Annotated in this window: 25 protein-coding genes; 14 read left to right on the top strand and 11 right to left on the bottom strand. The window is 64.8% G+C overall.

Annotated elements, in window-relative coordinates; translation table 11 throughout:
- Nucleotides 1–121: 121 nt before the first annotated feature.
- From BKX93_RS07725 to BKX93_RS07700, 6 genes are all read left to right on the top strand, one after another.
- Nucleotides 122–1,309 carry a DesA family fatty acid desaturase gene (locus BKX93_RS07725; protein WP_235429184.1) on the top strand — a complete coding sequence of 396 codons (1,188 nt, stop codon included), beginning with the start codon at nt 122–124 and terminating at the stop codon, nt 1,307–1,309.
- Nucleotides 1,310–1,481: 172 nt separating this feature from the next.
- Nucleotides 1,482–2,318, top strand: a complete 837-nt coding sequence (locus tag BKX93_RS07720) for a class I SAM-dependent methyltransferase (RefSeq protein ID WP_046166315.1) — start codon at nt 1,482–1,484, stop codon at nt 2,316–2,318.
- Nucleotides 2,319–2,425: 107 nt separating this feature from the next.
- Complete coding sequence (locus BKX93_RS07715; protein WP_070979417.1) at nt 2,426–3,796, top strand: pyridoxal-phosphate dependent enzyme; 1,371 nt, start codon at nt 2,426–2,428, stop codon at nt 3,794–3,796.
- A gap of 60 nt (nt 3,797–3,856) precedes the next feature.
- Nucleotides 3,857–4,999 carry a trans-sulfuration enzyme family protein gene (locus BKX93_RS07710; RefSeq protein ID WP_021478613.1) on the top strand — a complete coding sequence of 381 codons (1,143 nt, stop codon included), beginning with the start codon at nt 3,857–3,859 and terminating at the stop codon, nt 4,997–4,999.
- 59 nt (nt 5,000–5,058) lie between these two features.
- Complete coding sequence (locus BKX93_RS07705) at nt 5,059–5,406, top strand: RidA family protein (RefSeq protein WP_021478614.1); 348 nt, start codon at nt 5,059–5,061, stop codon at nt 5,404–5,406.
- Between the two features lie 361 nt (nt 5,407–5,767).
- Nucleotides 5,768–7,366 (top strand): hypothetical protein, encoded by a 1,599-nt coding sequence (locus tag BKX93_RS07700; RefSeq protein WP_070979415.1) that lies wholly within the window; start codon nt 5,768–5,770, stop codon nt 7,364–7,366.
- 76 nt (nt 7,367–7,442) lie between these two features.
- Here BKX93_RS07700 and BKX93_RS07695 read toward each other — a convergent pair whose 3' ends face one another.
- Entirely contained in the window at nt 7,443–7,712 is a 270-nt protein-coding gene (locus BKX93_RS07695; RefSeq protein WP_070979413.1) for a hypothetical protein, read from the bottom strand.
- Between the two features lie 274 nt (nt 7,713–7,986).
- Here BKX93_RS07695 and BKX93_RS07690 point away from each other — a divergent pair, with 274 nt between their 5' ends.
- The gene (locus BKX93_RS07690) at nt 7,987–8,661 is read left to right on the top strand and encodes a hypothetical protein (protein WP_070979411.1); all 675 of its coding nucleotides are present in this window, start codon (nt 7,987–7,989) and stop codon (nt 8,659–8,661) included.
- A 13-nt stretch (nt 8,662–8,674) separates the two neighbouring features.
- Nucleotides 8,675–9,259, top strand: coding sequence for a C39 family peptidase (locus tag BKX93_RS07685; RefSeq protein ID WP_046155661.1), 585 nt, complete (start codon nt 8,675–8,677; stop codon nt 9,257–9,259).
- Nucleotides 9,260–9,308: 49 nt separating this feature from the next.
- Here the strand turns inward: BKX93_RS07685 and miaA are convergent, their stop codons facing one another.
- Nucleotides 9,309–10,286: a tRNA (adenosine(37)-N6)-dimethylallyltransferase MiaA gene (gene miaA / locus BKX93_RS07680; RefSeq protein WP_070979409.1), complete on the bottom strand. Its 978-nt coding sequence runs from the start codon at nt 10,284–10,286 to the stop codon at nt 9,309–9,311.
- Nucleotides 10,287–10,403: 117 nt separating this feature from the next.
- Between miaA and BKX93_RS07675 the strand changes: the two genes are divergently transcribed.
- The 5 genes from BKX93_RS07675 (at nt 10,404) to greB (ending at nt 14,248) form a co-directional block, all read left to right on the top strand.
- The gene (locus tag BKX93_RS07675) at nt 10,404–10,919 is read left to right on the top strand and encodes a GNAT family N-acetyltransferase (protein WP_021478620.1); all 516 of its coding nucleotides are present in this window, start codon (nt 10,404–10,406) and stop codon (nt 10,917–10,919) included.
- Nucleotides 10,920–10,997: 78 nt separating this feature from the next.
- A complete protein-coding gene (gene scpB / locus BKX93_RS07670; protein ID WP_021478621.1) occupies nt 10,998–11,630 on the top strand; it encodes an SMC-Scp complex subunit ScpB in 633 nt (210 codons plus the stop codon).
- 37 nt (nt 11,631–11,667) lie between these two features.
- The gene (locus BKX93_RS07665; RefSeq protein WP_046166244.1) at nt 11,668–13,110 is read left to right on the top strand and encodes a pseudouridine synthase; all 1,443 of its coding nucleotides are present in this window, start codon (nt 11,668–11,670) and stop codon (nt 13,108–13,110) included.
- Nucleotides 13,111–13,197: 87 nt separating this feature from the next.
- Nucleotides 13,198–13,665, top strand: a complete 468-nt coding sequence (locus tag BKX93_RS07660; RefSeq protein ID WP_052717262.1) for an NUDIX domain-containing protein — start codon at nt 13,198–13,200, stop codon at nt 13,663–13,665.
- Between the two features lie 28 nt (nt 13,666–13,693).
- Nucleotides 13,694–14,248 carry a transcription elongation factor GreB gene (gene greB, locus BKX93_RS07655; protein ID WP_021478624.1) on the top strand — a complete coding sequence of 185 codons (555 nt, stop codon included), beginning with the start codon at nt 13,694–13,696 and terminating at the stop codon, nt 14,246–14,248.
- 70 nt (nt 14,249–14,318) lie between these two features.
- On the opposite strand, the gene BKX93_RS07650 is transcribed toward greB, so the two are convergent.
- The 9 genes from BKX93_RS07650 to minC form a co-directional block, all read right to left on the bottom strand.
- On the bottom strand, nt 14,319–14,777 hold the full coding sequence (locus tag BKX93_RS07650) for a MarR family winged helix-turn-helix transcriptional regulator (protein ID WP_021478625.1): 459 nt from the start codon (nt 14,775–14,777) through the stop codon (nt 14,319–14,321).
- Nucleotides 14,778–14,833: 56 nt separating this feature from the next.
- Complete coding sequence (locus tag BKX93_RS07645) at nt 14,834–15,466, bottom strand: hypothetical protein (protein ID WP_046155664.1); 633 nt, start codon at nt 15,464–15,466, stop codon at nt 14,834–14,836.
- Nucleotides 15,467–15,687: 221 nt separating this feature from the next.
- Complete coding sequence (locus BKX93_RS07640) at nt 15,688–17,703, bottom strand: M3 family metallopeptidase (RefSeq protein WP_070979407.1); 2,016 nt, start codon at nt 17,701–17,703, stop codon at nt 15,688–15,690.
- A 134-nt stretch (nt 17,704–17,837) separates the two neighbouring features.
- Nucleotides 17,838–19,862, bottom strand: a complete 2,025-nt coding sequence (locus tag BKX93_RS07635) for a M3 family metallopeptidase (protein WP_070979405.1) — start codon at nt 19,860–19,862, stop codon at nt 17,838–17,840.
- Between the two features lie 86 nt (nt 19,863–19,948).
- A complete protein-coding gene (locus tag BKX93_RS07630) occupies nt 19,949–20,314 on the bottom strand; it encodes a VOC family protein (protein ID WP_046166249.1) in 366 nt (121 codons plus the stop codon).
- 76 nt (nt 20,315–20,390) lie between these two features.
- The gene (locus BKX93_RS07625) at nt 20,391–21,329 is read right to left on the bottom strand and encodes a LysR substrate-binding domain-containing protein (RefSeq protein ID WP_021478630.1); all 939 of its coding nucleotides are present in this window, start codon (nt 21,327–21,329) and stop codon (nt 20,391–20,393) included.
- Nucleotides 21,330–21,332: 3 nt separating this feature from the next.
- Nucleotides 21,333–21,590 (bottom strand): cell division topological specificity factor MinE, encoded by a 258-nt coding sequence (minE, locus tag BKX93_RS07620; RefSeq protein WP_011136924.1) that lies wholly within the window; start codon nt 21,588–21,590, stop codon nt 21,333–21,335.
- Nucleotides 21,591–21,593: 3 nt separating this feature from the next.
- Nucleotides 21,594–22,406, bottom strand: a complete 813-nt coding sequence (minD, locus tag BKX93_RS07615) for a septum site-determining protein MinD (protein ID WP_021478631.1) — start codon at nt 22,404–22,406, stop codon at nt 21,594–21,596.
- 20 nt (nt 22,407–22,426) lie between these two features.
- Entirely contained in the window at nt 22,427–23,146 is a 720-nt protein-coding gene (gene minC / locus BKX93_RS07610) for a septum site-determining protein MinC (RefSeq protein WP_046155668.1), read from the bottom strand.
- 410 nt (nt 23,147–23,556) lie between these two features.
- Between minC and BKX93_RS07605 the strand changes: the two genes are divergently transcribed.
- Nucleotides 23,557–24,126 (top strand): phasin family protein, encoded by a 570-nt coding sequence (locus tag BKX93_RS07605; RefSeq protein ID WP_021478633.1) that lies wholly within the window; start codon nt 23,557–23,559, stop codon nt 24,124–24,126.
- The last annotated feature ends 49 nt before the right edge of the window (nt 24,127–24,175 follow it).

Genomic DNA, 24,175 nt, shown 5'->3' with positions numbered 1-24,175 from the left:
TACACCAATGCACCGGCGGATGCGCTCCCGGCGCGCTTGACCGGAAAATTTGATTCTGCATGGCTGCAGGGCTTGTTATAGAATAGAGCTTTGTCTCTAAGTCAACGGACGCATCGAATACATGAACCTGAACTGGCTCAACGGTCTGTTGGATCTGCCATGGTGGGGCAATATCGTCGCCGCCCTGATCCTGACCCACATCACCATCGCCTCGGTCACGATTTTCCTGCACCGCCACCAGGCCCACCGCGCGCTGGACCTGCACCCGATTCCCAGCCACTTCTTCCGTTTCTGGTTGTGGCTGACCACCGGCATGGTCACCAAGCAGTGGGCGGCCATCCATCGCAAGCACCACGCGCGCTGCGAAACCCAGGAAGACCCGCACAGCCCGCAGGTGCTCGGTATCAAGAAGGTGCTGTGGGAAGGGGCCGAACTGTACCGCGCCGCCTGCAAGGACCAGTCCATCATGGACAAGTTCGGCCACGGCACGCCTGACGACTGGCTGGAGCGCAATGTCTACAGCAAGCACAACGCCAAGGGCATCGTGCTGATGCTGATCATCAACCTGGCGTTGTTCGGACCGATCGGTCTGTCGATCTGGGCCGTGCAGATGGTGTGGATTCCGTTCTGGGCCGCCGGCGTGATCAACGGCCTGGGCCACTTCTGGGGTTACCGCAACTTCGAGAACGAGGACGCCTCCACCAATCTGGTGCCTTGGGGCATCCTGGTGGGCGGCGAAGAGCTGCACAACAATCACCATACCTTCGGAACCTCGGCCAAACTGTCGTACAAGTGGTACGAGTTCGACATCGGCTGGATGTACATCCGCATGCTGGAAATCTGCGGCCTGGCCAAGGTGCGCAAGGTGGCGCCGCAACTGGCCCACGATCCGTCGCGCCCGCAGCTGGATCTGGAGCACCTGCAGGCCATCATCGCCAACCGCTACGCGATCGCCTCGCGTTACGCGCGGGAGCTGAAGGCCGAGTGCGGCGCGGAATTGGCCAAGCTGAGCCTGCCCGAGTTGCCGCAGGTCAACCTGCCGCGCAAGATGAAGGTGTGGCTGAAGCGGGACGCGAAAGACCTGCCCGAGTGCGACCGCGACCAGTTGGCCCGCATCCTGGAGCAGAGCCACGTGCTGGCCACCATCTACACCATGCGCCAGGAACTGACCCGTCTGTGGGAGCGTTCCAGCCTGACTCGCGAGCAGTTGCTGCAGGAGTTGCAGGACTGGTGCGCGCGCGCCGAAGCATCCGGCATTGCCGCGCTGCAGCGTTTCTCGCAGAATCTGAGGCAGACCGCGCTGGCCTGAAGCCTGATTCCCGTTTTCATCGCCAACCCCGCATCCGGCAATGCGGGGTTTTTTATCGTCCGGCATGCCGTTAGAGTTTTTTTCTATATTCAAATAGAAAATAAAGTTTGATTTCAAAATAGCCGAAAGAAATATAATGATGGCCTGTTGCTATCCGAGCGAGGTCATCGAGATGAGTGCATTGCAATTGACGCAGACGCAGTCCGATCTGCCTTACATCCACGGGTTTTCCGCCACCGAGCAGGCGAGGCTGGTGCGCCAGGCGCGCTTTTCCGAGGCGATGGTGTACCGCGACGTCGATTTTTCCGGCGTGCAAAAGTTGCTGGAGGTCGGTTGCGGCGTGGGCGCGCAGACCGAGATCCTGCTGCGCCGCTTCCCCGACGTCGACATCACCGGTCTTGATTTCAGCCAGCGGCAGCTGGCGGTGGCGCGCCAGCGCTTGCAGGGCAGCCCCGAGCACGGCAGGGCGACGCTGCTGCACATGGATGCCGAGGATCTGGACTTCCCGCCCGCAAGCTTCGACGGCGCCTTCCTGTGCTGGATTCTCGAGCATGTGCATTCGCCGGAGCGCGTGCTGGCCGAGGTGCGGCGGGTGCTGAAGCCCGGAGCCAGGCTGTACGCGACGGAGGCGATGAACGCCACCTTCTTCCTGGCGCCCTATTCGGCCAATCTGCAAAAGTATTGGATGGCTTTCAACGACCACCAGCTATCGGTGGGCGGCGATCCCTTCGTCGGCGCCAAGCTGGGCAACATCCTGATGCGGCTGGGCTTCCGCCATGTGGAGACCAAGGTGAAAACCTGGCATCTGGATAGCCGCGAGCCGCACCGGCGCCAGCAGGTGCTGGATTACTGGACCGAGCTCTTGCTGTCCGCCGCCGACCAGCTGATAGAAGCGGGCAGGGTGGACGCCGAGCTGGTCGAGTCAATGACAAGGGAATTAAGATTGCTGAGGAGCGACCCGGAACTGGTATTCTTCTATAGCTTCATGCAGGCCAATGCGGTGGTGTGAAGGCTGATTATATTTAGTAGGACTACTTCGATTTTGTAGAAGATTTTGCAATTTTTATATAACAAAAAATTACTAAAAGTAATTTTAAAATAGCTAGGAGTATGGAAATGCAGGACAATAGCGTTCTATCGTTGATCGGCAATACGCCGCTGGTCCGCGTCAGCCATCTGGACACCGGTCCGTGCGAGCTGTATCTGAAGCTGGAAAGCCACAACCCGGGCGGCTCGATCAAGGACCGCATCGCGCTGACCATGATCGAGGCGGCCGAGCGCGACGGCAAACTGAAGCCCGGCGGCGCCATCATCGAGGCCACCGCGGGCAACACCGGCCTTGGCCTCGCGCTGGTGGCGGCGCAGAAGGGCTACCCGCTGACGCTGGTGGTGCCGGACAAGATGAGCCGGGAAAAGATTCTGCACTTGCAGGCGCTGGGCGCCCAGGTGGTGCTGACCCGCTCCGATGTGGGCAAGGGCCACCCGGAGTATTACCAGGACATGGCGGCGCGCATCGCCAGCGAGACGCCGGGCGCTTACTACATCGACCAGTTCAACAATCCGGCCAATCCGCTGGCGCATGAAACCACCACCGGACCGGAAATTTTGCGCCAGATGAACGGCGAAGTGGACGCGGTGGTGGTCGGCGTCGGCTCCAGCGGCACGCTGACCGGCCTGACCCGTTTCTTCCGCGCGCAATCGCCGGCCACCGCCTTCGTGCTGGCCGACCCGGTGGGCTCGGTGATGGCCGACTACGTCGAGACCGGCAGTTTCGGCCAGGCCGGCAGCTGGCTGATCGAGGGCATAGGCGAGGATTTCATTCCCCCGCTGACCGATCTGTCGATGGTGAAGCGCGCCTTCCGCATCAGCGACCAGGAAAGCTTCGACACCGCGCAGCAACTGCTCAGCGCGGAAGGCATTCTGGCCGGCTCCTCGTCCGGCGCGCTGCTGGCGGCGGCGTTGCGTTACTGCCGCGAGCAGACCGAGCCCAAGCGGGTGGTGACGCTGGTGTGCGACAGCGGCAACAAGTATCTGTCCAAGATGTACAACCGCGACTGGCTGGTGGACCAGGGCATGCTGCGCCTGCCCGAAGTGGGCGGCCTGACCGACCTGATCGTCCGCCGCCACCAGGACGGCAGCACCGTGTCGTGCCATCCGGACGAGCCGCTCAATGTCGCCTATCAGCGGATGCGGCTGCACGACGTGTCGCAGATGCCGGTGCTGGACGACGACAAGGTGGTCGGCGTGCTGGACGAGTGGGACCTGCTGCTGTCGGTGCACGGCGAGCCGGAAAACTTCCGCCAGACCGTGGCCAGCGCGATGAGCGGCCATGTGCGCACGCTGTCGCCGCAGGCCTCGCTGCAGGATCTGCTGCAGGTGTTCAACGATGGTCACATCGCGCTGATCGTCGACAAGGGCCGCTATCTGGGCCTGATCACCCAGGCGGATCTGCTGTCGTTCTGGCGCCGGCAGCCGAAGGCCGCTTAGAACAGATTCCCCGCCCCGACGCGATGCGCCGGGGCGCATGATTTTGAGAAAGGATAAAACATGACCGATTTCCATACCCTGGCCGTGACCGCCGGCGCCCACGAGGATCCGTTCGGCGCGGTGATGCCGCCGATCTACGCCACCTCCACCTACCGCCAGAGCGCGCCGGGCGAACATACCGGCTATGAGTATTCCCGCTCGCAGAACCCGACCCGCGAGGCGCTGGAACGCGCGGTGGCCGAACTGGAAGGCGGCGTCCGCGGCTACGCTTTCGGTTCCGGCCTGGCGGCGATTTCCACCGTGCTGGAGCTGCTGCCGGCCGGCAGCCACCTGATCGCGGTCAATGATCTGTACGGCGGAACCTACCGCCTGTTCGAGAAGGTGCGCAAGGCCAGCGCCAATTTGGAAGTGACCTATGTCGCCTCCGAGGACAGCGCCGCGCTGGAAGCCGCGATCCGGCCGAACACGCGGATGATCTGGGTGGAAACGCCGTCCAATCCGCTCAACCAGCTGGTGGATCTGCAGCAGGTGTCCGCCATCGCCCGCCGCCATGATCTGATCGGCGTGGTCGACAACACCTTCGCCTCGCCGGTCAACCAGCGGCCGCTGGACTTCGGCTTCGACATCGTCGTCCACTCCGCCACCAAGTATCTGAACGGCCACTCCGACGTGGTGGCCGGCGTGGCCGTGGTCAGCCGCGACAAGCCGGAACTGGCCGAGCAGCTGGCCTTCCTGCACAACGCTGTGGGCGCCATTCTGGATGCCTTCCCCAGCTTCCTGGTGCTGCGCGGCCTGCGCACGCTGGCGCTGCGCATCGAGCAGCACAACCGCAACGGCCTGGCCATCGCGCGCTGGCTGGAGGCGCAGCCCTGGGTGGAGAAGGTGTTGTATCCGGGCCTGGAAAGCCATCCGCAGCATGAGCTGGCGCGCCGCCAGATGCAGGGCTACGGCGGCATCGTGTCGTTCTACCTGAAGGGCGACGTCAAGGCCTTCCTGTCCAGGCTGAAACTGTTCACGCTGGCCGAGAGCCTGGGCGGCGTCGAGAGTCTGGTCTGCCTGCCGGCGGCGATGACCCATGCGTCGATTCCGGCCGAGCGCCGCGCGGCGCTGGGCATCCACGACAACCTGATCCGCCTGTCGGTCGGCGTCGAGGGCGAAGCGGCGCTGATCGCGGATCTGGAGCGGGCGCAGCGGGACAGCTGAGCGCTTTATCGCTAGAATCAGCCGTCATGCCCACCCACTCATCCAATAAGGAGAACGATATGAGCATTTACCGTCACAAGCAGGGCGCCCGTCTGGCCGAAGCCGTGGTCACCAATGGCCTGATCTTCCTGGCGGGCCAGGTGCCGGAAAATACCGACGCCGACGCGCGCGGCCAGACCGAGAATGTGCTCGCTCAGATCGATGCCCTGCTGGCAGAGCTGGATTCGGACAAGAGCAAGATCGTCGACGTCACCATTTTCCTGGCCAATCTGGCCGACTACGACGCGATGAACGCCGCCTGGGATGCCTGGGTGCCGGCCGGCAACGTGCCCGCCCGCGCCACGGTGGAGGCCAAGCTGGCGAATCCGGCGTGGAAAGTGGAAATCAAGCTGGTGGCCGCGCGCTGATCAGCCGCGCAGTCCTGCCGGGGGATTCACGGCGGCGACGCCGGCCCCGTCGGGATTCGAAAGCCCGGAGCCTGCATCGCAGGTTCCGGGTTTTTTCATTTCGTCAGCGCACCTGTGGTCCCGGGCGGATGACAATCGTCTTCCATTTTCTCTTTGCCGCACCGGCGCGCCCAGCTTGGATTCGGTTGCGTTGGGAGACATTCCTAAGTAATTTCAATTAGTTATTTTTCAATTGAAACGTCATTTTGTCTTCGCTAGAACTGATGTAGGCGCTTCATTCAAGCCGGCAGGCAGGGATGGGCGCCTTTTTCATATCCGGCTGTTTGATTTTCCGGCCGGGAAGGCTTCCAGGGAGATAAGCATGATGTTCATCCTCAGACCGATTGCCGCCGCATCGATTCCGCTTGCCGTGTTGCTGGCCAGCGGGGCCTGCCAGGCGCAAAACGCCGTTCCCGTGGACGTGGCGCCGACCTGTACGGTGACCCCGGGTATGTTCCAGAGCTGGTTCCTGCTCGACCGAGTGACGCCTAACGGCGCGGTCACGCCGGCCAACAGCGTCAAGTTCAACCACGACACCGTCAATCCGCCGGCCAGCAACAAGACAATCAATTGCAATTTCTACCAATGGTCGCAGCGGATGTTCCTGTGGCTGACGTCCTCGCCGATGCGCATGTACGGCGGCAACGGCACGGTGATGGATTCGGTGGCGTTCTACAGCGTGCTGGACAGCGACGACGGCAAGGCGCGCTGCCTGGTCAATCGCGAACTGGGCGTGAACACCTGCGGCGGCAAGCCGGCCTCGGTGTTCAACATCCGGGTGAACAAGCCGCGCTTCGACAAGACCGATACCGTCGACAAGGACAGCGCGGTCAACCAGGCCGACGGCAGCGGACCGAAGCAGGCGGATGGCGCGGCCTTGATGGCGCAGGGCGGCAAGATGGTCTACTACACCATCCTGGTCAACGATGTGTACGCCTTTTTCGCCTCGGCCAGCGGCACCAAGAACCCCAAGCTGCGTTTTCCCACCACCCAGGCCGAGCTCGACAAGGTGCTGGCCTGGGCCAGGCAGCACCATCACCAAGTACCGGACGCCGATGCGCTGGCGCTGGAGTTGAAGGCTTCCTGGGTGGACGCCGGCGGTCTGGACACCAACCGCTACATCACCACCGTGGGCGAGATTCCGGTGTTCGATACCAGCGATCCGCAGAAATGGGTGCAAACCGGCAGCCGCCAGGCGTTGCTGGCGCTGGTGGGCTTGCATGTGGTCGGCAGCGCGGCCGGGCATCCGGAAATGATCTGGGCCACCTATGAGCACGACAACAACTCGCCCAACGGCGCTTATTCCTATGTCAACGCCAAGGGCGCCACTGTGGCGGTGCCGCAGGAAGTGCCGCGCGGCATGCTGTTTTCGGCCAATGGCGCGATCGGGCCGTTCAACGTCCAGCACATGTACGTCGATCCGGATGCCAGCCCGCTGACGATCAAGGCCAGCACCGGACAAACCATCTCGCCCAGCGACACTCTGCGGACCTTCCCCTGGGGCGTGTCTGCGGCCTTGCCGATACAGCCGGCGCAAAGCGCGGCGCAGGCCAACAGCGAGGTGATTTCGATCAACAACAGCGTGCGCAGCCTGCTGAAGCAGGGCGACATCCGGCGCAACTATTTGTTGATCGGCGCCACCTGGACCAATGGCGGCAACGATCCGTACAACCCTTTCCAGCCGGTAGGCGGCAACAACCAGCCCAATCACGTCGGCGGCAACGCGCTGGCCAATTCGACGATGGAAACCTACGTCACCCTGGGCAACAAGCTGTACAACTGCTTTTCCTGCCACAACGTCGGCAAGGCCACCAACACCAACGTCAAGGCCACGGTGGGCGTCAGCCACATCTACGAGAGCATCAAGCCGTTCACCGATCCCAAGCTGAATCAGCTGTGGGAGCGCGCTTTGACCAAGTGAGCGCGTAGCCGCGGCGCGGTCCGGACGGGCCGCGCCGTTTTTATTCCGGCTTCAGGCAGGACGCCATCCGCGCGGCTCATTGCGGCGGCGGGGGCGGCTTGCCGTTCGGCGGCGGGGGAGGCGGATGGTCGGGCACCGCCGCCATCCGGGCCGGCATCATCTTGCACTTGCCGGTCATTTTCTCGCCGCGGGGCGTGGTGAACGATACGGCGTCGCCGGCTTGCTTGCCGTTGCAGGCCTGGAACGCCTCGTCGGGCGGCACGGGCTGGCGGTCCTGAGCGGGGGCGGCCTGGATCGATGCCGCGGCCAGCAAGGCCGATAGGAGCGGCGGAATGGCGATGCGCATGGAGCGTCTCCCGGGAGGATGTTTCACGATAGGCGGACTTTTGCACGAAGAACAAGACGACTCCTGATCTTCCGAACAGTTTTTGTCTGATTTTTTACTTTAAAAACATCATGCAAGTAAATGTAATTCATTGATTTTTTATTGAAAATTCAATGAATTGGACCTTGTTGGCAAATTTGAACCGCAGATTTTCGACCGCTAAGACTATTGGTATGCGTTTGGTATTGACGGCGCAGCGAACCGAAACCGCATTTCCAGCAAGGAGAGTCCAGCCATGCAGTCGAAATCCGCAATCATTCTGGCGGCCGCGCTCGGCCTGGCCGCCATCGCCGCCGGCTCCGTGTTTGCGCAGCCGCTTCCCGCATCAGGCGTAGTCCAGGAGCAGGGCATCGCCGACGCCGCCCGCCAGGGCCTGGCCGGCTTCGTCAAGCAGAACCTGGCCGAATACGGCGTCCGCCTGCCGGACGGCTTTCCGCTTTCGGTGGCGGATGGGCGGGAACTGGCCTCGCTGCGGCTCGGCCGGGGATTCCCGGTGTACAGCGTGAATCCGCAGCGCCTGCTCGCCGCCGATGCCGACCTGAGCGGCTTGATGGCGCCCACCGGCAGCTGGCGCTTCGTGGCGCTGTCCGGTTCGCGGCCGGTGGGTCTGGTTACCGTGGAGAGGTTGGAGGGCCGCTGGCAAGCGATTGCCTTCGGCGCCGCCGAGCTGGCCAAAAATGTCGAGGCCGCGCAAGCCGGCCATGCCGGCCAGACCCGCTTTCTGCGGGTCTACCAGGCGCAGTCCGATTTTCTGGAAGTGGCGCAGGCGGACGGCAAGCCGCGCTTCGCCGCGCTGATGTCCGCCCGAGAGGCGCTGTCGCTGGAAAAGCAGCCGGCGCTGCTGGACGGCGCGGACCTGATCGAGCCGCTGCGCGCCGCGGTGCGCGCCAATCTGGCCAGCTTCCGTTGAGGAGAGAGTGAACATGAACAAGCGCTTGAACACGACGATTCTGGCGGCGGTCCTGCTGGCGGCGGCGGCCGCCGCTCAGGCGGACAGCAAGGTGCTGGGCGTGCCCCTGACGGTGCAGGAGCACAGCCAGTGGTGCTGGGCCGGATCGAGCAAGGCGGTGCTGGCGTGGTACAAGCAGACGCCCAGCCAGTGCGCGATCGTCAACTGGGCCTTCGGCATCAATTACGCCTGCGGCAACAGCAACTTCAACTGGAACAGCCAGGCCAACAGCCCCAACAATATGTTCGGCGGCGGCGGCAGCCTGCAGGACATATTGAGCAATTGGGGGGTGTCCAACTTTACCGTCTACGACTATCTGTCATGGACCCATGTGCTGCAGGACATCCAGGCCAACCGCCCATTCGTGATCCGTTACGGCTGGACCAATGGCGGCGGCCACTTCATCGTCGGCCGCGGCTATCAGACCGGCAGCGGCAATTACCTGTACATGATGAACCCGTGGCCGGGCGAGGGGATGACCTACGCCTCGTACAACAGCGTGGTGTCGGCCAGCGACCACGATTGGACTCACACGCTGAGGATGAGCGTCAGTCCCTGAGCGGGAACTGCGGATGCGAGAACGGCGGGCCGAGCCCGCCGTTTGCCGTTCAGAAGCCGCCGTCGTAGCGCAGCGATGCGGCCGGCGGCCGGCCGGCCAGAAAGGCGTCCACCGCGTCGCCGAGCAGCGCCGCCAGGCCGTCCCGCTGCGCGTCCACCGGGATCACGTCCAGGCTGCGGGTCCAGGTCAGCTGGCGTTTGGCCAGCTGGCGGGTGGCGGCGACGCCGCGCTCGACGAATTCATCCAGGCCGTAGAAGCCGTCCTGATGTTCCCAGGCCTGGCGGTAGCCGACGCAGCGCATCGAGGGCAGATTCAGCGTCAGCTCCGGATATTCCGCGCGCAGCCGGCTGACCTCGTCCAGAAAGCCTTGCTCCAGCATGATGCGGAAGCGTTCGGCGACGCGCGCGTGCAGCCAGCCGCGCTCGCGCGGCACCAGCGTCAGCGGCAGGAAGCGGAACCCGGCGGCGGCTTCCTTGCCTTGGGCGATCAGCTCCGACATCGGCCTGCCGCTGAGCAGGCACACTTCCAGCGCGCGGTGGATGCGTTGCGAGTCGTTGGGATTGAGCCGCGCCGCTGTGGCCGGGTCCAGCTCGGCCAGGCGGGCGTGCATCGCCGGCCAGCCCAGCAGCGCGGCGTCGGCGTCCAGTTCGGCGCGCAGCGCGGCGTCGGCTTGCGGCAGGTCGGACAGGCCTTCCAGCAGCGCCTTGTAATAGAGCATGGTGCCGCCCACCAGCAACGGCAGCCGGCCGCGGGCCTGGATCTCCTCGATCAGCCGGTTGGCGTCGGCGTGGAACTGCGCGGCGGAATAGCTTTGCAGCGGGCTGATGATGTCTATCAGATGGTGGGGGCAGGCGGCCATTTCCTCGGCGGAGGGCTTGGCGGTGCCGATGTCCATGCCGCGGTAGACCAGCGCCGAATCGACGCTGACGATTTCGACGGGAAAACGACGGGCCAGCTCCAGCGCCAACCCGGTCTTGCCGGAGGCGGTGGGGCCCATCAGCAGTATCGCTTGCGGGGTGTCGCTCATGGTATTGCTCGTTGCGGTCAGGGGGCGATTGTCGCATAGCCGGCGGGGACATGCGCGAAAGGCTTGACCTTGCCGCTCAGCTGTTTACGATGTGAGTATCGACCCTGGGAGGCGTCAATGAAAATCGAAGCAGCCAGCGAGCAGCATCTGTCCGTCTATCGCCGTTATTTTCAGGCTTGTCGCGATGAGGACTTCGAATACTATCGCGGCCTTCCCTGCGACGCCGATGGCTGGCTGCACAAGGTGGTGCAGCACGCCGACGGCGAGGCGCTGCCGGATGGCTGGGTGCCTTGCCAGACCTGGTTTCTGCTGAGCGACGACGGCGAAATCGCCGGGGCGGCGAGGCTGCGGGAGGGTGAGACCGCGGTGATCCAGGACGTGATCGGCCACATCGGTTTCGAAGTCCTGCCGCAGTGGCGGGGCAACGGCTATGGCCGGGTGCTGCTGCAGTACGTGCAGGCGATGGCGCCGCCGCCGGCCTGCGGCAACTGGGTGCTGGTGTGCGACGCCGACAATCAGGCGTCGGTGCGCACGATAGAGGCCTGCGGCGGCCAGCGGCTGGAAGACATGCCGCAGCCGGACGGCCGGGTGCTGAGGCGTTACAGCCTGGCGTCGTTGGGACTGATGCAATAGTTTCGCGCGCGGCGGAAGTCGTGTAGAATCCCCGGCTTCCCGCGCTTAAACCCCAGAACTCCCCGGCACCCCGGTTTAATGTCCACCATTACCGATTTAAAGTATTTGAAGATTGTGCTGGAGACGGCTTTGCTGACAGCGCAGGAACCCTTGTCGGTTTCCCAGTTGAAACGGCTGTTCACCGAGGACGTCAAGGCCGCGTTGATCAACGACATCCTGGAAGATATCCAGGGCGACTGGCGCGGCAGGGGCATAGAGCTGGTCAAGCTGGCTTCCGGCTGGCGCTTCCGCGCCCGGGCCGAATTCACGCCGTATTTGAACCGGCTCAACCCGGAAAAGCCGCCGCGCTACTCGCGGGCGGTGATGGAAACCCTGGCGATCATCGCCTACAAACAACCTGTGACCCGCGGCGACATCGAAGCGATACGTGGAGTATCGGTGTCCACCAATGTGATGCAGACCCTGCTGGAGCGGGGCTGGATCGAAGTCATCGGCCATAAGGACGTACCGGGCCGCCCCGGCCTGTACGCCACCACACGCAAATTTCTGGATGATCTGAGCTTCGTCTCGCTGAACGACCTGCCGCCGCTGGCGGAGTTGGGCAGCCTGGTGGTGCCGGACAGCCAAACGCAGGACGACGGCCCCGACGCGGGCGCAGACGATCTCCCCCTCGACGATGAGGCGGACAATTTAGAGCCAGTCGCGGAATAACGCTTCCGCCAGTTGCTCGCATGGAAAGAGCAAGCACATGTCTACAAAAGGACAACGTAACCACGCGCGCCAACCGGTCGCGCGTGCCAAAGGTCATGAAACCTCGCAGCCGCGCCAGAATGCCGGCCGCAGCCAGAGCCAGTCGCGCCAAGGCCAGGGCAAGAACACCGCCGCCGGCGCCCAGCCGCGCTTCCCGCAGCAGCAAGCGCAACAAGGCCAGCAGGGCCGCCGCGGCGGCCAACCGCGCCAGGCGCGCGACGCTTACGGCAACCCCATCGCGCCGACGCAGAACGGCGCTCCGCTGTTCAAGCTGAGCCGCCGCGAGCAGGAACAGCAGGCGCTGGCTGCGGCCAACCGCAAGCCGCAGTATCAACGCGACAGCAATGGCGACGTCAACGGCAATGTGGCGCTGGACCACGAGCAGCGTTTCGGCAACAAGAACGCCGCGCGCCCGGCCGGCAACGGCAATGCCGCCAGGGGCCGCAAGCCCGCGGCCGCCCAGGCCCAGGCCGGCCAGGCTCCGGCGGCGGAAGCCAAGCCGCGCGGGGACGCCAAGCCCAAGCTGCAAGTGCAGAAGGCCAAGAAGCTGCGTCTGCGCAGCCCCAGCCAGGACATCAAGAACAAGGCGCAGAAGCTGAAGGAAGTGCGCGTCGATCTGAACGAGATCGAGCCGGTGCGCTTGCAGAAGGCCCTGTCCTCGTCCGGCGTCGGCTCCCGCCGCGAGATGGAAGAGTGGATCGAGGCCGGCCTGGTCACCGTAAACGGCAAGAAGGCCAGTCTGGGCGACAAGGTGGGTCCGCAGGACAAGGTGCTGGTCAAGGGCGACCAGATCAAGCTGAAGTGGCCGGACCGCCTGCCGCGCGTGATCATGTACCACAAGGAAGAGGGCGAGATCGTCACCCGCGACGATCCGGAAGGCCGCGTCACCGTATTCGACCGCCTGCCGCAAGCCAAGTCCAGCCGCTGGGTGGCCATCGGCCGCCTGGACGTCAACACCGCCGGCCTGCTGCTGATCACCACCAGCGGCGAGCTGGCCAACCGCATGATGCACCCCAGCTTCGAAGTGGAGCGCGAGTACTCGGTGCGCGTGCTGGGCGACCTGACGCCGGAAATCATGAAGGAAATGACCAAGGGCGTGGAACTGGAAGACGGCGAAGCCCGTTTCGACCGCATCTTCCAGACCGGCGGCCAGGAAGAGTCCGCCAACCAGTGGTTCAACGTGGTGATCAAGGAAGGCCGCAACCGCGAAGTGCGCCGCATGTTCGAGCATTTCGGCCTGACCGTCAGCCGCCTGATGCGCGTGCGTTTCGGCAATATCGGTTTGCCTCCCCGCCTGAAGCGCGGCCAGTTCTATGAGCTGAACGCCGCCGAGGTCGCCGCGGTGATGAAATGGTCCAACCTGACCGTCACCGGCGGCAAGAAGACCGGCGGCCAGCGCCGCGGTTCGCCTCGCAAGCCCAAGGCCGCGCGCAGCGAGTAAGCCGGGTTTCCGCGAGAGCGGAATCCGCGTCGAAGATATGGGCGACCGCCGAGAGGCGGTTGCCCGTTTTGTTTTTCGGGAGGTCTGTTGGAAGAATTCGGTCAATGCCAAGCCGGCCTGCCCTTGCCGGCGCCGGAGCGAAAACAGCGCGCGTCCATCGTCATCATCGAGGATGGCAGGCTGCTGTTGATGCACAGGGTCAAGCCGGGCAAGGACTATTACTCGCTGCCCGGCGGCAATATCAAGCGGAGCGAGACGGCGGCGATCGCCTGCGTGCGCGAGACGCGCGAGGAAACCGGCTTGAACGTCTGGCTGGTGCCCGGCCCGCTGTGCGTGCTGGAGAGCGAGAGCCGGACCGAGCACGTGTTCGTCGCCCGCGAGCATCGCGGCATGCTGAGGCTGGGCGGCCCGGAGCTGGCCAAGCTGTCGCCGGACAATCTCTACGAACTGGTCTGGCTGGACGCCGAGGCCTTGGGGCGGATCAAGCTGCGGCCCAAGTCGCTGCGTCCGCATTGCCTGGCCCTGCTGGAGGCGGCGGGACAGGCTGGGGCATAATGGCGCAACCCGCATCAGGATGAACGACATGAGCAAGGCGTTTACCAAAGAAGACGAGCAGCAGGACGACGACCTGCCAGCCGAGCGCCGCCTGCCGGCCTCGACCAAGAACTACATCACCCCGGCCGGCTGGCAGCGGCTGAAGGACGAGCTGTACCACCTGGTGAACCGCGAGCGTCCGGAGATGGTGCAGGTGGTGAACTGGGCGGCCAGCAACGGCGACCGCTCGGAAAACGGCGATTACTTGTACGGCAAGCGCCGTCTGCGCGAGATAGACCGCCGCATCCGCTTCCTGACCAAGCGGCTGGAGATCGCCGAGGTGGTGGACCCGGAAGCGCGCGAAGCCACCGATCAGGTGTTCTTCTCCGCCACCGTGCTGATCCAGCGCGGCGACGGCAACGAGCAGCGCCTGTCCATCGTCGGGGTCGATGAGATCGACCTGGCGCGCGGCCGCATCAGCTGGATCTCGCCGATCGCGCGGGCGCTGCTGAAGTCGCGCGAGGGCGACAGCGTGCTGTTCCGCGGTCCGGACGGCGACGAGGATATCGAAGTGCTGGAGGTCTGCTACGTCCGCCTGGACTGAGGCGGAACGCGGATGGAAAAACAGCGGCCCGGAATATTCCGGGCCGTTTCTGTTTGGGCGGCGGGCGGGATCAGGGCTGCATGTGCTCGGACAGCTTGCCGTTGATCATGAACCAGTCGCGGGTGGCCTTGTCGCCGCAATCGTCGAAGGCGTTCTGCAGCACCCGCTGCTGCTCGCGGTGGAGGGCTTCCTCCAGCCTGAGGCCTTCCTCGCTCAGCGTCAGCTGTTTGACGCGCTTGTCGTGCGGAGCCGGCTGGCTGAGAACCAGCTCCATTTCCATCAGTTGGCGCAGCGGGATGTTGATCGCCTGCTTGGTGACGCCGAGGAAGGACAGCAGATCCTTGACCGACAGCTTGGGATAGCGCGCCACGAAGAACAGGATGCGGTGGTGGACGCGGGCCAGGCCGCGCCGCGCCAGCATTTCGTCCGGTTTGGCGGTCAACGCCTTGTACGCGTAGTAGAAAATCTCGATCGCTGCCCGGGTGTCCAGACCGGTTTCCGCCTCCTTGTTTGCAACAGACTGGCTCATGTCGTGTCCTGTTCAGGTTGATGGGCGCCGGCGGCTGCCGGCATGGATGAATGGCTTCAGCGCTGGCGAATCACCACGTTGACGCTCGAAAGCGGGTGGGAGCTGATTTCGCCTACCGCGACGGATACCCAGGTGTCGTCCTTGTGCGCGACCAGGTAGCGGTCGGTCTTGTGGTAGACGATGAAGGACGAATTCTGGGCGGTCTGCCAGAGGCTGGGGTCGTTGGAGCAGGGCTTGTCGCAGACGAAATCCAAGGCGTAGCCGTTCTGGCGCAGTTGGCTCTGGTAGGCGGCCCACACCTGCATCGTGCTCTGGGTGTCCGGGTGTTCGTACAGATCCTTGTAGACCTGGCCGCGCAGCAGCTCCGACTTGACGACGCGGATCGAGCCGTCGTTGTTCAGGTTGGGGCGGCTCAGGAATACGGTTTGCTCGTCCAGCTCCTTGTAGCTGTGGCGGTATTCATCCAGCTTGGCGGGCAGCGGCGAGGCGACCGGCGACGGCTGGCTCAGCCGCAGCCTGGGCGTGGTGGATTGGTCGCCGGTCTGGTTGGAGCCGATGGCGCCGCCGACGCTTTTGACCGTGTCGACGGCCTGGTTGACCGAATTGAGCACCGAGCCCAGATCGAAGGCCTGGGCCTGGCTGCAGGACAATGCGGAAAAGGCGAGGCAGGCTGCGGCGAAGCGGCGCATGCGCGTCTCCATCGGATAGGTTGGTCACGGATGCGTCAGTATCCCGGCAGCGACTGAATAGATCAATGACATTTTCATTTCCACGCCGTAAGGAGGGGGATGAGTGTTGCGGCGCGGCTGCGGGACTGGGCTTGTTAGCGCTAATCCTGGCGTCGCGCCCTCCGGCGAGGCTGATTCAATGCGGGATGCTGGACTGGCGCGACGTCCCAGGCGCCAGTCCGCTAGCTTGCCAGCCCTCTTTTTTTCAGCATGGCCTGCGCCGATGGTTCGCGTCCGCAGAAAGCCTGGAAGGCCTGCCGCGAGTCGCGGGCGTTGCCGGCGCTGTAGATGTGGCGGCGCAGCGCGTCGGCTAGCCCGGCGTCGAACAGGTCGCCGCTTTCCTCGAAGCGGGCGAAGGCTTCGGCTTCCAGCACTTCCGCCCACAGGTAGACGTAGTAGCCGGCGGCGTAGCCGCCGTTGAACAGGTGATTGAAGTGGGGCAGCGAATGGGCGAGCCCGGCTTCTGCCGGCAGGCCGTAATGCTGGCATAGCTCGGTTTCGAAGGCGGCCGGGTCGTCGACGCCGTCGGCTTCCTGATGCAACGCGAGGTCCAGCAGGGCCGATATCGTGTAGCGAACGGTGGCGTAGCCCTGCTGGAAGTTTTGCGCGGCGAGGATGCGGGCGCGCAGTTCCGGCGGCATCGGCTGGCCGGTTTCGGCGTGGCGCGCGTGCTTGTCCAGGATATCCGGCGCCAACGCCCAGTTTTCCATCAGTTGCGACGGCAGCTCGACGAAGTCGCGCAGCACCTGGGTGCCGGACAGGCGCTGGTAGTCGACGTCCGACAGCAGGCCGTGCAGCGCGTGGCCGAATTCGTGGAACAGCGTGCGCACGTCGTCGAGGCTCAGCAGCGTCGGCTCGCCCCTGGAAAAATTGGTGTTGTTGACCACGATGGGCAGCGAGATGCCGCCGTGGCGGCCCTGTGCGCGGTAGACGCTCATCCAGGCGCCACCCTTCTTGCCGGGGCGGGCGAAGTTGTCGCTGAGGAACACGCCGATGACGGCGCCGTCGCGAAGCACCTCCCAGCCGCGCACGTCCGGGTGGTAGCGCGGCAGATCGCCGCGTTCGGCGAAGCTCAGGCCGAACAGGCGGCCCGCGGCGTCGAACATCGCGGCGATCATGTTCTCCAGACTGAAGTAGGGTTTGATTTCGGCGTCGTCCAGCGCGTAGCGCTCCAGCCGGACTTTCTCCGCCAGATAGCGCCAGTCCCAGGGCGCGATGTCTTCGGGCAGACCTTCGCGCCTGGTCGTTTCCTGCAGCAGCGCCTTTTCCCGCGCGAACTGGCCGAGCGCGGCTTCCCAGGTCGGTTCCAGCAGCCGGTACACGGCCTGGGGCGTGCCGGCCATGCGGTCGCTCAGCGCGTAATCGGCGTAGTTGGCGTAGCCGAGCAGGCGGGCCTGGCGCTGGCGCAACTGCAAGATGCCGCTGATCAGCGGACGGTTGTCCCGCGCCGGTGTCGCGCCGCGCGAAGTCCAGGCGCGCCACAGCGCCTCGCGCAGGTCGGCGCGGCTGGAATGGGTGAGAAAGGCGACGGCGCTGGAGCGTGCCAGCGTGATGGCATGGCCGTCCAGCCCGCGCTCGCGCGCGGCGAGGGCCGATGCGTCGCGCAACCAGCCGGGCAGACCAGCGAGATCGTCCTCGTTTCGCAGCGGGAGAGCGTATTCCATTTCATCTGCCAGCACGTTCTGGCCGAATTCGGCCGACAGCGACGCCAGCTCGGCGACGCAATCGGCGAATTCGCGCCGCGCTTCGCCTTGCAGCCGGGCACCGGCCAGCGTGAAGTCCAGATGCCAGCGCTGCAGCAGGCGGCGCTGTTCCTCGCTCAACTCCCAGCCTGGAGCCGCGCGCATCGCTTCGTCCAGCCTGGCGAACAGGCGGTCGTCGAGAAAAACGGCGCTGTAGTGGGCGGCCAGCCTGGGCATCAATTCGCGTTCCGCGGCGCTCAATGCCGGCGTGGTGTGGGAGTTGCACAGATTGTGCAGCGCCAGCGTCACCCGCTTCAGCGGCAGCGCCGCGGCGTCGAGCGCCTCCGCGGTGTTGGCGAAGCTGACGGGGCCGGTCTGCGCGGCGATGGCGGCGATGGCCTGCCGGTGTTCCGCCATCAATTGCTCCAATGCCGGCGCGAAATGCTCGGCGCGGATCAGGTCGAACGGGGGCAGCTGGTACGGCGTGTGCCAGTCCTGCAGCAGCGGGTTGCTCATGATGGTTCCTCTATTGTTTTTGTCAGCGGGCGGGTTCACGGTCCCTGGGAGGTTTTGGGTTCAGATGCCGGTTTGCAGTCGGCGCGGCGGGGAGGTTCGGTTGAGGCCGCCGGGCGATCCCGGCGGCCTGGGGCTTACAGTAGGCCGCGGTTTTTCAGCATCGCTTCCGCTTGCGGATCGCGGCCGCGGAGGGCGCGGAAAGCCGCGCGCTGCTCGCGGGCGTCGCCAGCGCTGTAGATATGGCGGTAGAGCTTGTCCGCCAGTTCCGGGTTGAACGGATCGCCGGCCTCCTCGAACGCGGCGAAGGCTTCGGCCTCAAGCACTTCCGCCCACATGTAGACGTAGTAGCCGGCGGCGTAGGCGTCGTCGGAGAAGATGTGGCCGAAGTGCGGTGGGCGGTGGTTCATGCCGGCCGCGGGCGGGATGCCGAGGCGCTCGCGCTCGGCGGTTTCGAAGGCAGCGATGTCGATGCCCTCGGCGTCGTCCCGCTCATGCAGCGCCAGGTCGATCAGCGTCGACGCCGCGTAGCGCACCGTCTCGAAGCCCTGGTTGAAGTGGCGCGCCGCCTTGATCTTGGCGACCAGTTCGGCCGGGATGGCCGCGCCGGTTTCAGCGTGGCGGGCGTGCTTTTCCAGCACTTCCGGCACCAGCGCCCAGTTCTCCATCAATTGCGACGGCAGCTCGACGTAGTCCCATGGGCAGTTGGGGCTGGCCAGCAACCGGTATTCCACATTGGACAGCAGGCCATGCAAGCCGTGGCCGAACTCGTGGAACAGCGTGCGCACGTCGTCGAAGCTCAGCAGGGTCTGTCCGTGGCCGGCCTTGGCGAAGTTGTTGTTGTTGACGACGATGGGCAGCGTCTCGCCGCCGTTGCGGGCCTGATAGCGGTAGACATGCATCCAGGCGCCGCCGCGCTTGCTCTGGCGCGCGTAGTTGTCGCCGAGGAACAGGCCGATCACCTTGCCGCCGCGGCTGACGTCCCAGGCGCGCACGTCCGGGTGGTAGAGCTTGAGGTCATGGCGTTCGCTGAAACCCAGGCCGAACAGGCGGCCGGCGACGTCGAACATCGCGGCGATCATATTGTCCAGGCCGAAGTAGGGTTTGATCTCGGCGTCGTCCAGCGCGTAGCGGGCGATGCGCACCTTTTCCGCCAGGTGGAACCAGTCCCAGGGCTGGATGTCGGCCGGCTCGCCGAGCCTGGCGGCCTCTTCGCGCAGCATCGTCTTTTCCGCTTCGAAGCGGGCCTTGGCCGGCTCCCATACCTGGTCTATCAGCGCGTGCACCGCGGCCGGCGCGCCGGCCATGCGGTTGGCGATCGCGTAGTCGGCGAAGCTGGGGTAGCCCAGCAGTTTGGCCTGCTCGACGCGCAGCGCCAGGATCTGCTTGGCCAGCGGGCGGTTGTCGCGTTCCGGGTGCTCGCCGCGGCCGGTCCAGGCGCGCCAGGCGGCTTCGCGCAGGTCGCGGCGGGCAGAGAAGGTGAGGAAGGGCACGATGGACGAGCGCGACAGCGTGATCGCCCAGCCCGGCAAGCCGCGGGCCTCGGCCGCGGCGCGGGCGGCGTCCAGCAGGAAGGGCGGCAGGCCGGCGAGGTCAGCCTCGCCCAATTGCAGCGCGTACTCGCTTTCGTCGGCCAGCACGTTCTGGCTGAAGGCGGTGGTCAGCTCGGCCAGGCAGGACACGATTTCAGCGTAACGGCCGCGGTCATCGCCCTGCAGCTTGGCGCCGGCGCGGACGAAGTCGCGGTGGATCAGGTCCAGCAGGCGGCCTTGCTCCTCGCTGAGGCCCAGGCTGTCGCGCTGAGCGTGGACCTGGTCCAGCCGGGCGAAGAAGCCCTCATGCATGTAGACGCGGCTGCGGTGGTCGGCCAGCTTCGGCGCCATGCGGCGCTCCACTTCCTGCAGCTCAGGCGAGGTTTCCGACGAAGTCTGGTTGTCCAGCAGCAGCTGGGCGCGTTCCAGCTTATGGCCGCTGCGGTCGAAGGCTGCGGCGGTGTTGTCGAAACTGGCCGGCGCCGTCAGCGCGGCCAGCGCGTCGATCTGGGATAGGTGCTCGGCGAACAGCGCCTCGAAGGCCGGTTCGAAGTGCTCGGGACGAATTTGCTCGAACGGGGGCAGTTGGTGAGGGGTGGTCCAGTCTTGCAGCAGGGGGTTGGCGTTCATGGCGCTCTTCTCGCTTGGGTTGGCGTTGAGCTCATGACTTTAGCATTGTTTCTGGTCGGAACAAACCAGTCCATGCCGGCGGGATGTCACAGGTTCTGCGCGATCCGCCACAACACGCCGGATGGATCGGTCAGCGTGAAGTCCAGCATGCGCCACGGCTGCTGCTTCAGGTCTCCCATTGCGATCCGGTATTTCTCGGCGACGCCTCGGCGCTTCAATTCCGCATGCCAGGCGGCGGCGTCTTCGACCAGCAGATGCATCATGCAATTGGCAGCGAATTCCGGATGGTAGTAGTCCTGCAGCAGGAAGCTGCAATCGCCGTGGGCGAAGTAGGCGATGCCGTCGCCGACGAATTTCCTCTCGAAGCCGATGTCCTGATAGAAGGCCTGGGACAGAGCGAAGTCGCGGCTGGGGATGAAGGCTTTCAGTTCGACGCTATTCAGATTCGGCACGGCGACTCTCCTCCAGGATGAGAAAAACCCGCCTCGGCGGCGCCGGGCGGGTCATCGGACTATGGCAATGGCGGCCTCAAGCCAGCTTGGGCTCGCCTTCCAGCATCACCACGTCGGGCAGGCCGGAGCGGAACACCGCCTGCCGCAGCGTTTCTATCGCCTTCTTGCGGAAGAACTGCTTGCGGGTCACCAGCAGCACGCGGCGTTGCGGGGCGGGCGCGTCGAAGGGGACGATGGACAGCAGCGATTCGTCGCCGGCGCCGACCGAGGTGGCCGGCATCACGGTGACGCCCATGCCGCTGGCCACCATGTGGCGTATGGTGTTCAACGAGCTGCCTTGCAGCGCGCTGGCCAGATTGTTGCCATGGTTCTGCCGGCTGGACAGCTCGCTGCAGGTTTGCAGAACCTGGTCGCGGAAGCAGTTGCCCTGGGTCAGCAGCAACACGCTTTCCTCAGCCAGCTGACAGGGGTCGATGACCTGCTGCTTTTCCCAGGGATGGCCTTTGGGCGTGGCGACGACGAAGGGTTCGTCGTACAGCGGCCAGGCTTCGATGCCGGTTTCCTCGAAGGGATCGGCGACGATGATGGCGTCGACCTCGCCGCGCTTGAGCATTTCCGCCAGCCGGGAGGTGTAGTTCTCCTCCAGGATCAGCGGCATGTCGGGCGCCAGGATGCGCAGCGCCGGAATCAGCTTGGGCAGCAGATAGGGGCTGATCGTGAAGATCACGCCCAGCTTCAGCGGCCCGGCCAGCTCGTTCTGGTGTTCGCCGGCCAGGCGCTTGACCGCCTCGGCCTCTTCCAGCACGCGCTGTGATTGCTCGATGATGCGTTCGCCTATTTCGGTGACGGCCACTTCCTGGCCGCCGCGTTCAAACAGGGTGATGCCCAGCTCGTCTTCCAGCTTCTTGATGGCGATCGACAGCGTCGGCTGGCTGACGAAGCAGCTCTGGGCCGCGCGGCCGAAGTGGCGCTCGCGCGCCACCGCCACGATATAGCGCAGTTCGGTCAGCGTCATGGCTTAGCGTTGGTGTTCCGGCAGCACGATGTTGACCTCCAGGACTTCGTAGTCGTCCTGGCGCTCGACCTGCACCTTGATGTCTTCCAGATTGACGGACACGTATTTGGAGATCACTTCCATCAGCTCGCGCTGCAGCGCGGGCAGGTAGTCGGGCGCGTGGCGGCCGTTGCGCTCGTGCGCGAGGATGATCTGCAGGCGTTCGCGGGCGATGGCGGCGGATTTTTGGCGCTTGCCGAAAATCATATCGATCAATGACATGGCTTAACCTCCGAACAGGCGCTTGAGGATGCTTACCTTGGGGGCTTCCAGGAAGCGCATCGGGCGTTCTTCGCCCAGGAAGCGCGAGATCACGTCGCCGTAGGCGTCAGCCACGTCGCTGCCTTTCAGGTGGATGGCGGGGGTGCCGGAGTTGGACGCCTGCAGCACGCTTTGCGACTCGGGAATGACGCCGATCAGCGGCACGCGCAGGATCTCCTTCACGTCGTCGACCGACAGCATTTCGCCCTTGTCGACGCGGCCCGGCGAGTAACGGGTGATCAGCAGGTGCTCCTTGACCGGCTCGCGGCCTTCCTCGGCGCGTTTGGATTTGGACGACAAAATGCCCAGGATGCGGTCGGAGTCGCGCACCGACGACACTTCAGGGTTGGTGACGATCAGCGCCTCGTCGGCGAAATAGAGCGACATCAGCGCGCCCTTCTCGATGCCGGCCGGGGAGTCGCAGACGATGTAGTCGAAGCCGGCTTCTTCCAGCTCCTTCAGCACTTTTTCCACGCCCTCCAGCGTCAGCGCGTCCTTGTCACGGGTTTGCGAGGCCGGGAGGATGTAGAGGTTGTCGCAGTGCTTGTCCTTGATCAGCGTCTGGTTCAGGCTGGACTCGCCGTTGACCACGTTGATCAGGTCGTATACCACGCGGCGTTCGCAACCCATGATCAGGTCCAGGTTGCGCAGGCCGACGTCGAAGTCGATCACGGCAGTCTTGTGGCCGCGCAGTGCCAGGCCGGAGGCGAAGCTCGCGCTGGTGGTGGTTTTGCCTACTCCACCCTTGCCGGATGTCACAACGATGATTTTTGCCACGGGGCTTTCCTTTGAAAGTGTTACTCGCCGAGCGCGGTCATCACCAGCCGCTCGTTCTCAAGATAGATTTGGGTCGGCTTGCCCAGAATGCTGTCCGGCAAGGCCTGTTCGATCGTGCGGTACACGCCGGCGATGGACACCAGTTCGGCCTCCATGCTGCGGGCGAAGATGCGGGCGGCGTGATTGCCGCGCGCGCCTGCCAGGGCGCGGCCGCGCAAAGGCGCATAAACGTGGATGTTGCCGTCCGCGATGACTTCGGCGCCGGCGCTGACCATCGCCAGCACCACCAGGTCTCCGCCCTTGGCGTAGATCTGCTGGCCGGCGCGGACAGGGCGGTCGACGATCATGGTCGCGGCGGCGGGCGACGCAACTGTTTCGACGGCCGGCTTGGCCGCCGGTTCCGCGGCGGCTTGCGCCGAGCGGGGCTGGGCGGCGCTGTTGGCGAAGGCCAGGCCGAAGCGGCTGGCCATGGCGGCCAGCGCGTTGTCCGGATGGCGCAGCGCCACCGCGCGGATGCCGCGGCGGCTGAGCAGGGGCAGCAGGCGGCCCAGGTCCAGCTCGGCCGGATTGGGCAGCGCTTCCACGTCGAGGACGAAGGCCTCGGCGGGGGCGTCGCTGGTGTCGCCGAAACGCGCGTCCAGCGCCTGGCTCAGTTCGTCCAGGTTGTCGGTGCGCAGCAAGAGCGCCAGCAAGTCCAGGCTGGCGGATTTAATGTCGAAGGCGTTGGCCACGGGGCTCATTGGGCTAGCTTTAATTTTGGTAGATAGATTTCTTCTATGGCGCGAGTGTACTGGCTTGGGCGCGGCCTTTCAATGGCGGCGATCCGTTGGCGGGCCATGTCGTGGCGGAGGTCAGACATCGGCGGGCCGGCGCCTGGCCCGGGATGCGGTCATGGTTGTTGCGGCGCGAAAACTCGGCGATGGGATCTTGCCTCGGCGGACAGGTGTGGCGTTGTCATGGTTATGGAATAATCGCATGATAAAACCGTGGCGAAATAGCCATTTAGTGCATTGTGCGTTGCGTCAAATTCTTGACTGGGCGAGTTGTCCGGCGTTAAAGTGGAATTGTTGCAATGCAGCATTCGCGGAACAGCGGTGTTGTCGCTGCCGTACCGAGTCGTTGTCTATCCGACATACTAGGAGCCGATCACATGTTTACCACTACCCAGGAACTCTCCGCCCTCGGCCAGTCGCAGTTCGACAAGGCCGTTCGTTTGTCTTCCATCGTCCTGGCCGGCGCCGAGCGTTTCGCCAGCCTGCAGCTGGACCTGTCCCGCAAGTTGCTGAACGACAATGCCGAGACCTTCAAGGCGCTGAGCGAAGTGAAGGACGCCAAGACGCTGGGCGAATTGCAGACCAGCCTGGCGCAGCCGGCGCTGGACCAGGCCTTCTCGGCCGCCCGCAACGTCTACGACGCCGCGCTGACCACCCAGAACGAGCTGAGCAGCTTCGTCGAAGAGCAGATCGCCGAGAACAGCAAGGCGTTGCAATCCGGCCTGGACCGCCTGTCCAAGAACGCGCCGGCCGGCTCCGACGTCGCCGTAGCCGCGTTGAAGACGCTGCTGAACACCTCCACCGCCGCGTTTGAAAGCGTGTCCAAGACCGCGAAGAAAGTGGGAGCCGAAATCGCCGAAGCCGGCGTGGAAGCCGCCACCAACTCCGCGAAGGCCGCCAGCGCCGCCGTTTCCCGCAGCAAGAAGACCACCACTAGCGCCGCCTGATCCCGCGCTCTGGTCAAGTCACTCCCGCCGACGGCATGCCGCGGCGGGT

It is taken from the genome of Chromobacterium vaccinii (assembly GCF_001855275.1).
Classification (GTDB): Bacteria; Pseudomonadota; Gammaproteobacteria; order Burkholderiales; family Chromobacteriaceae; genus Chromobacterium; species Chromobacterium vaccinii.
The sequence above is the reverse complement of the archived record's forward strand: the minus strand, read 5'-3'. Positions and strand labels throughout refer to the sequence as shown.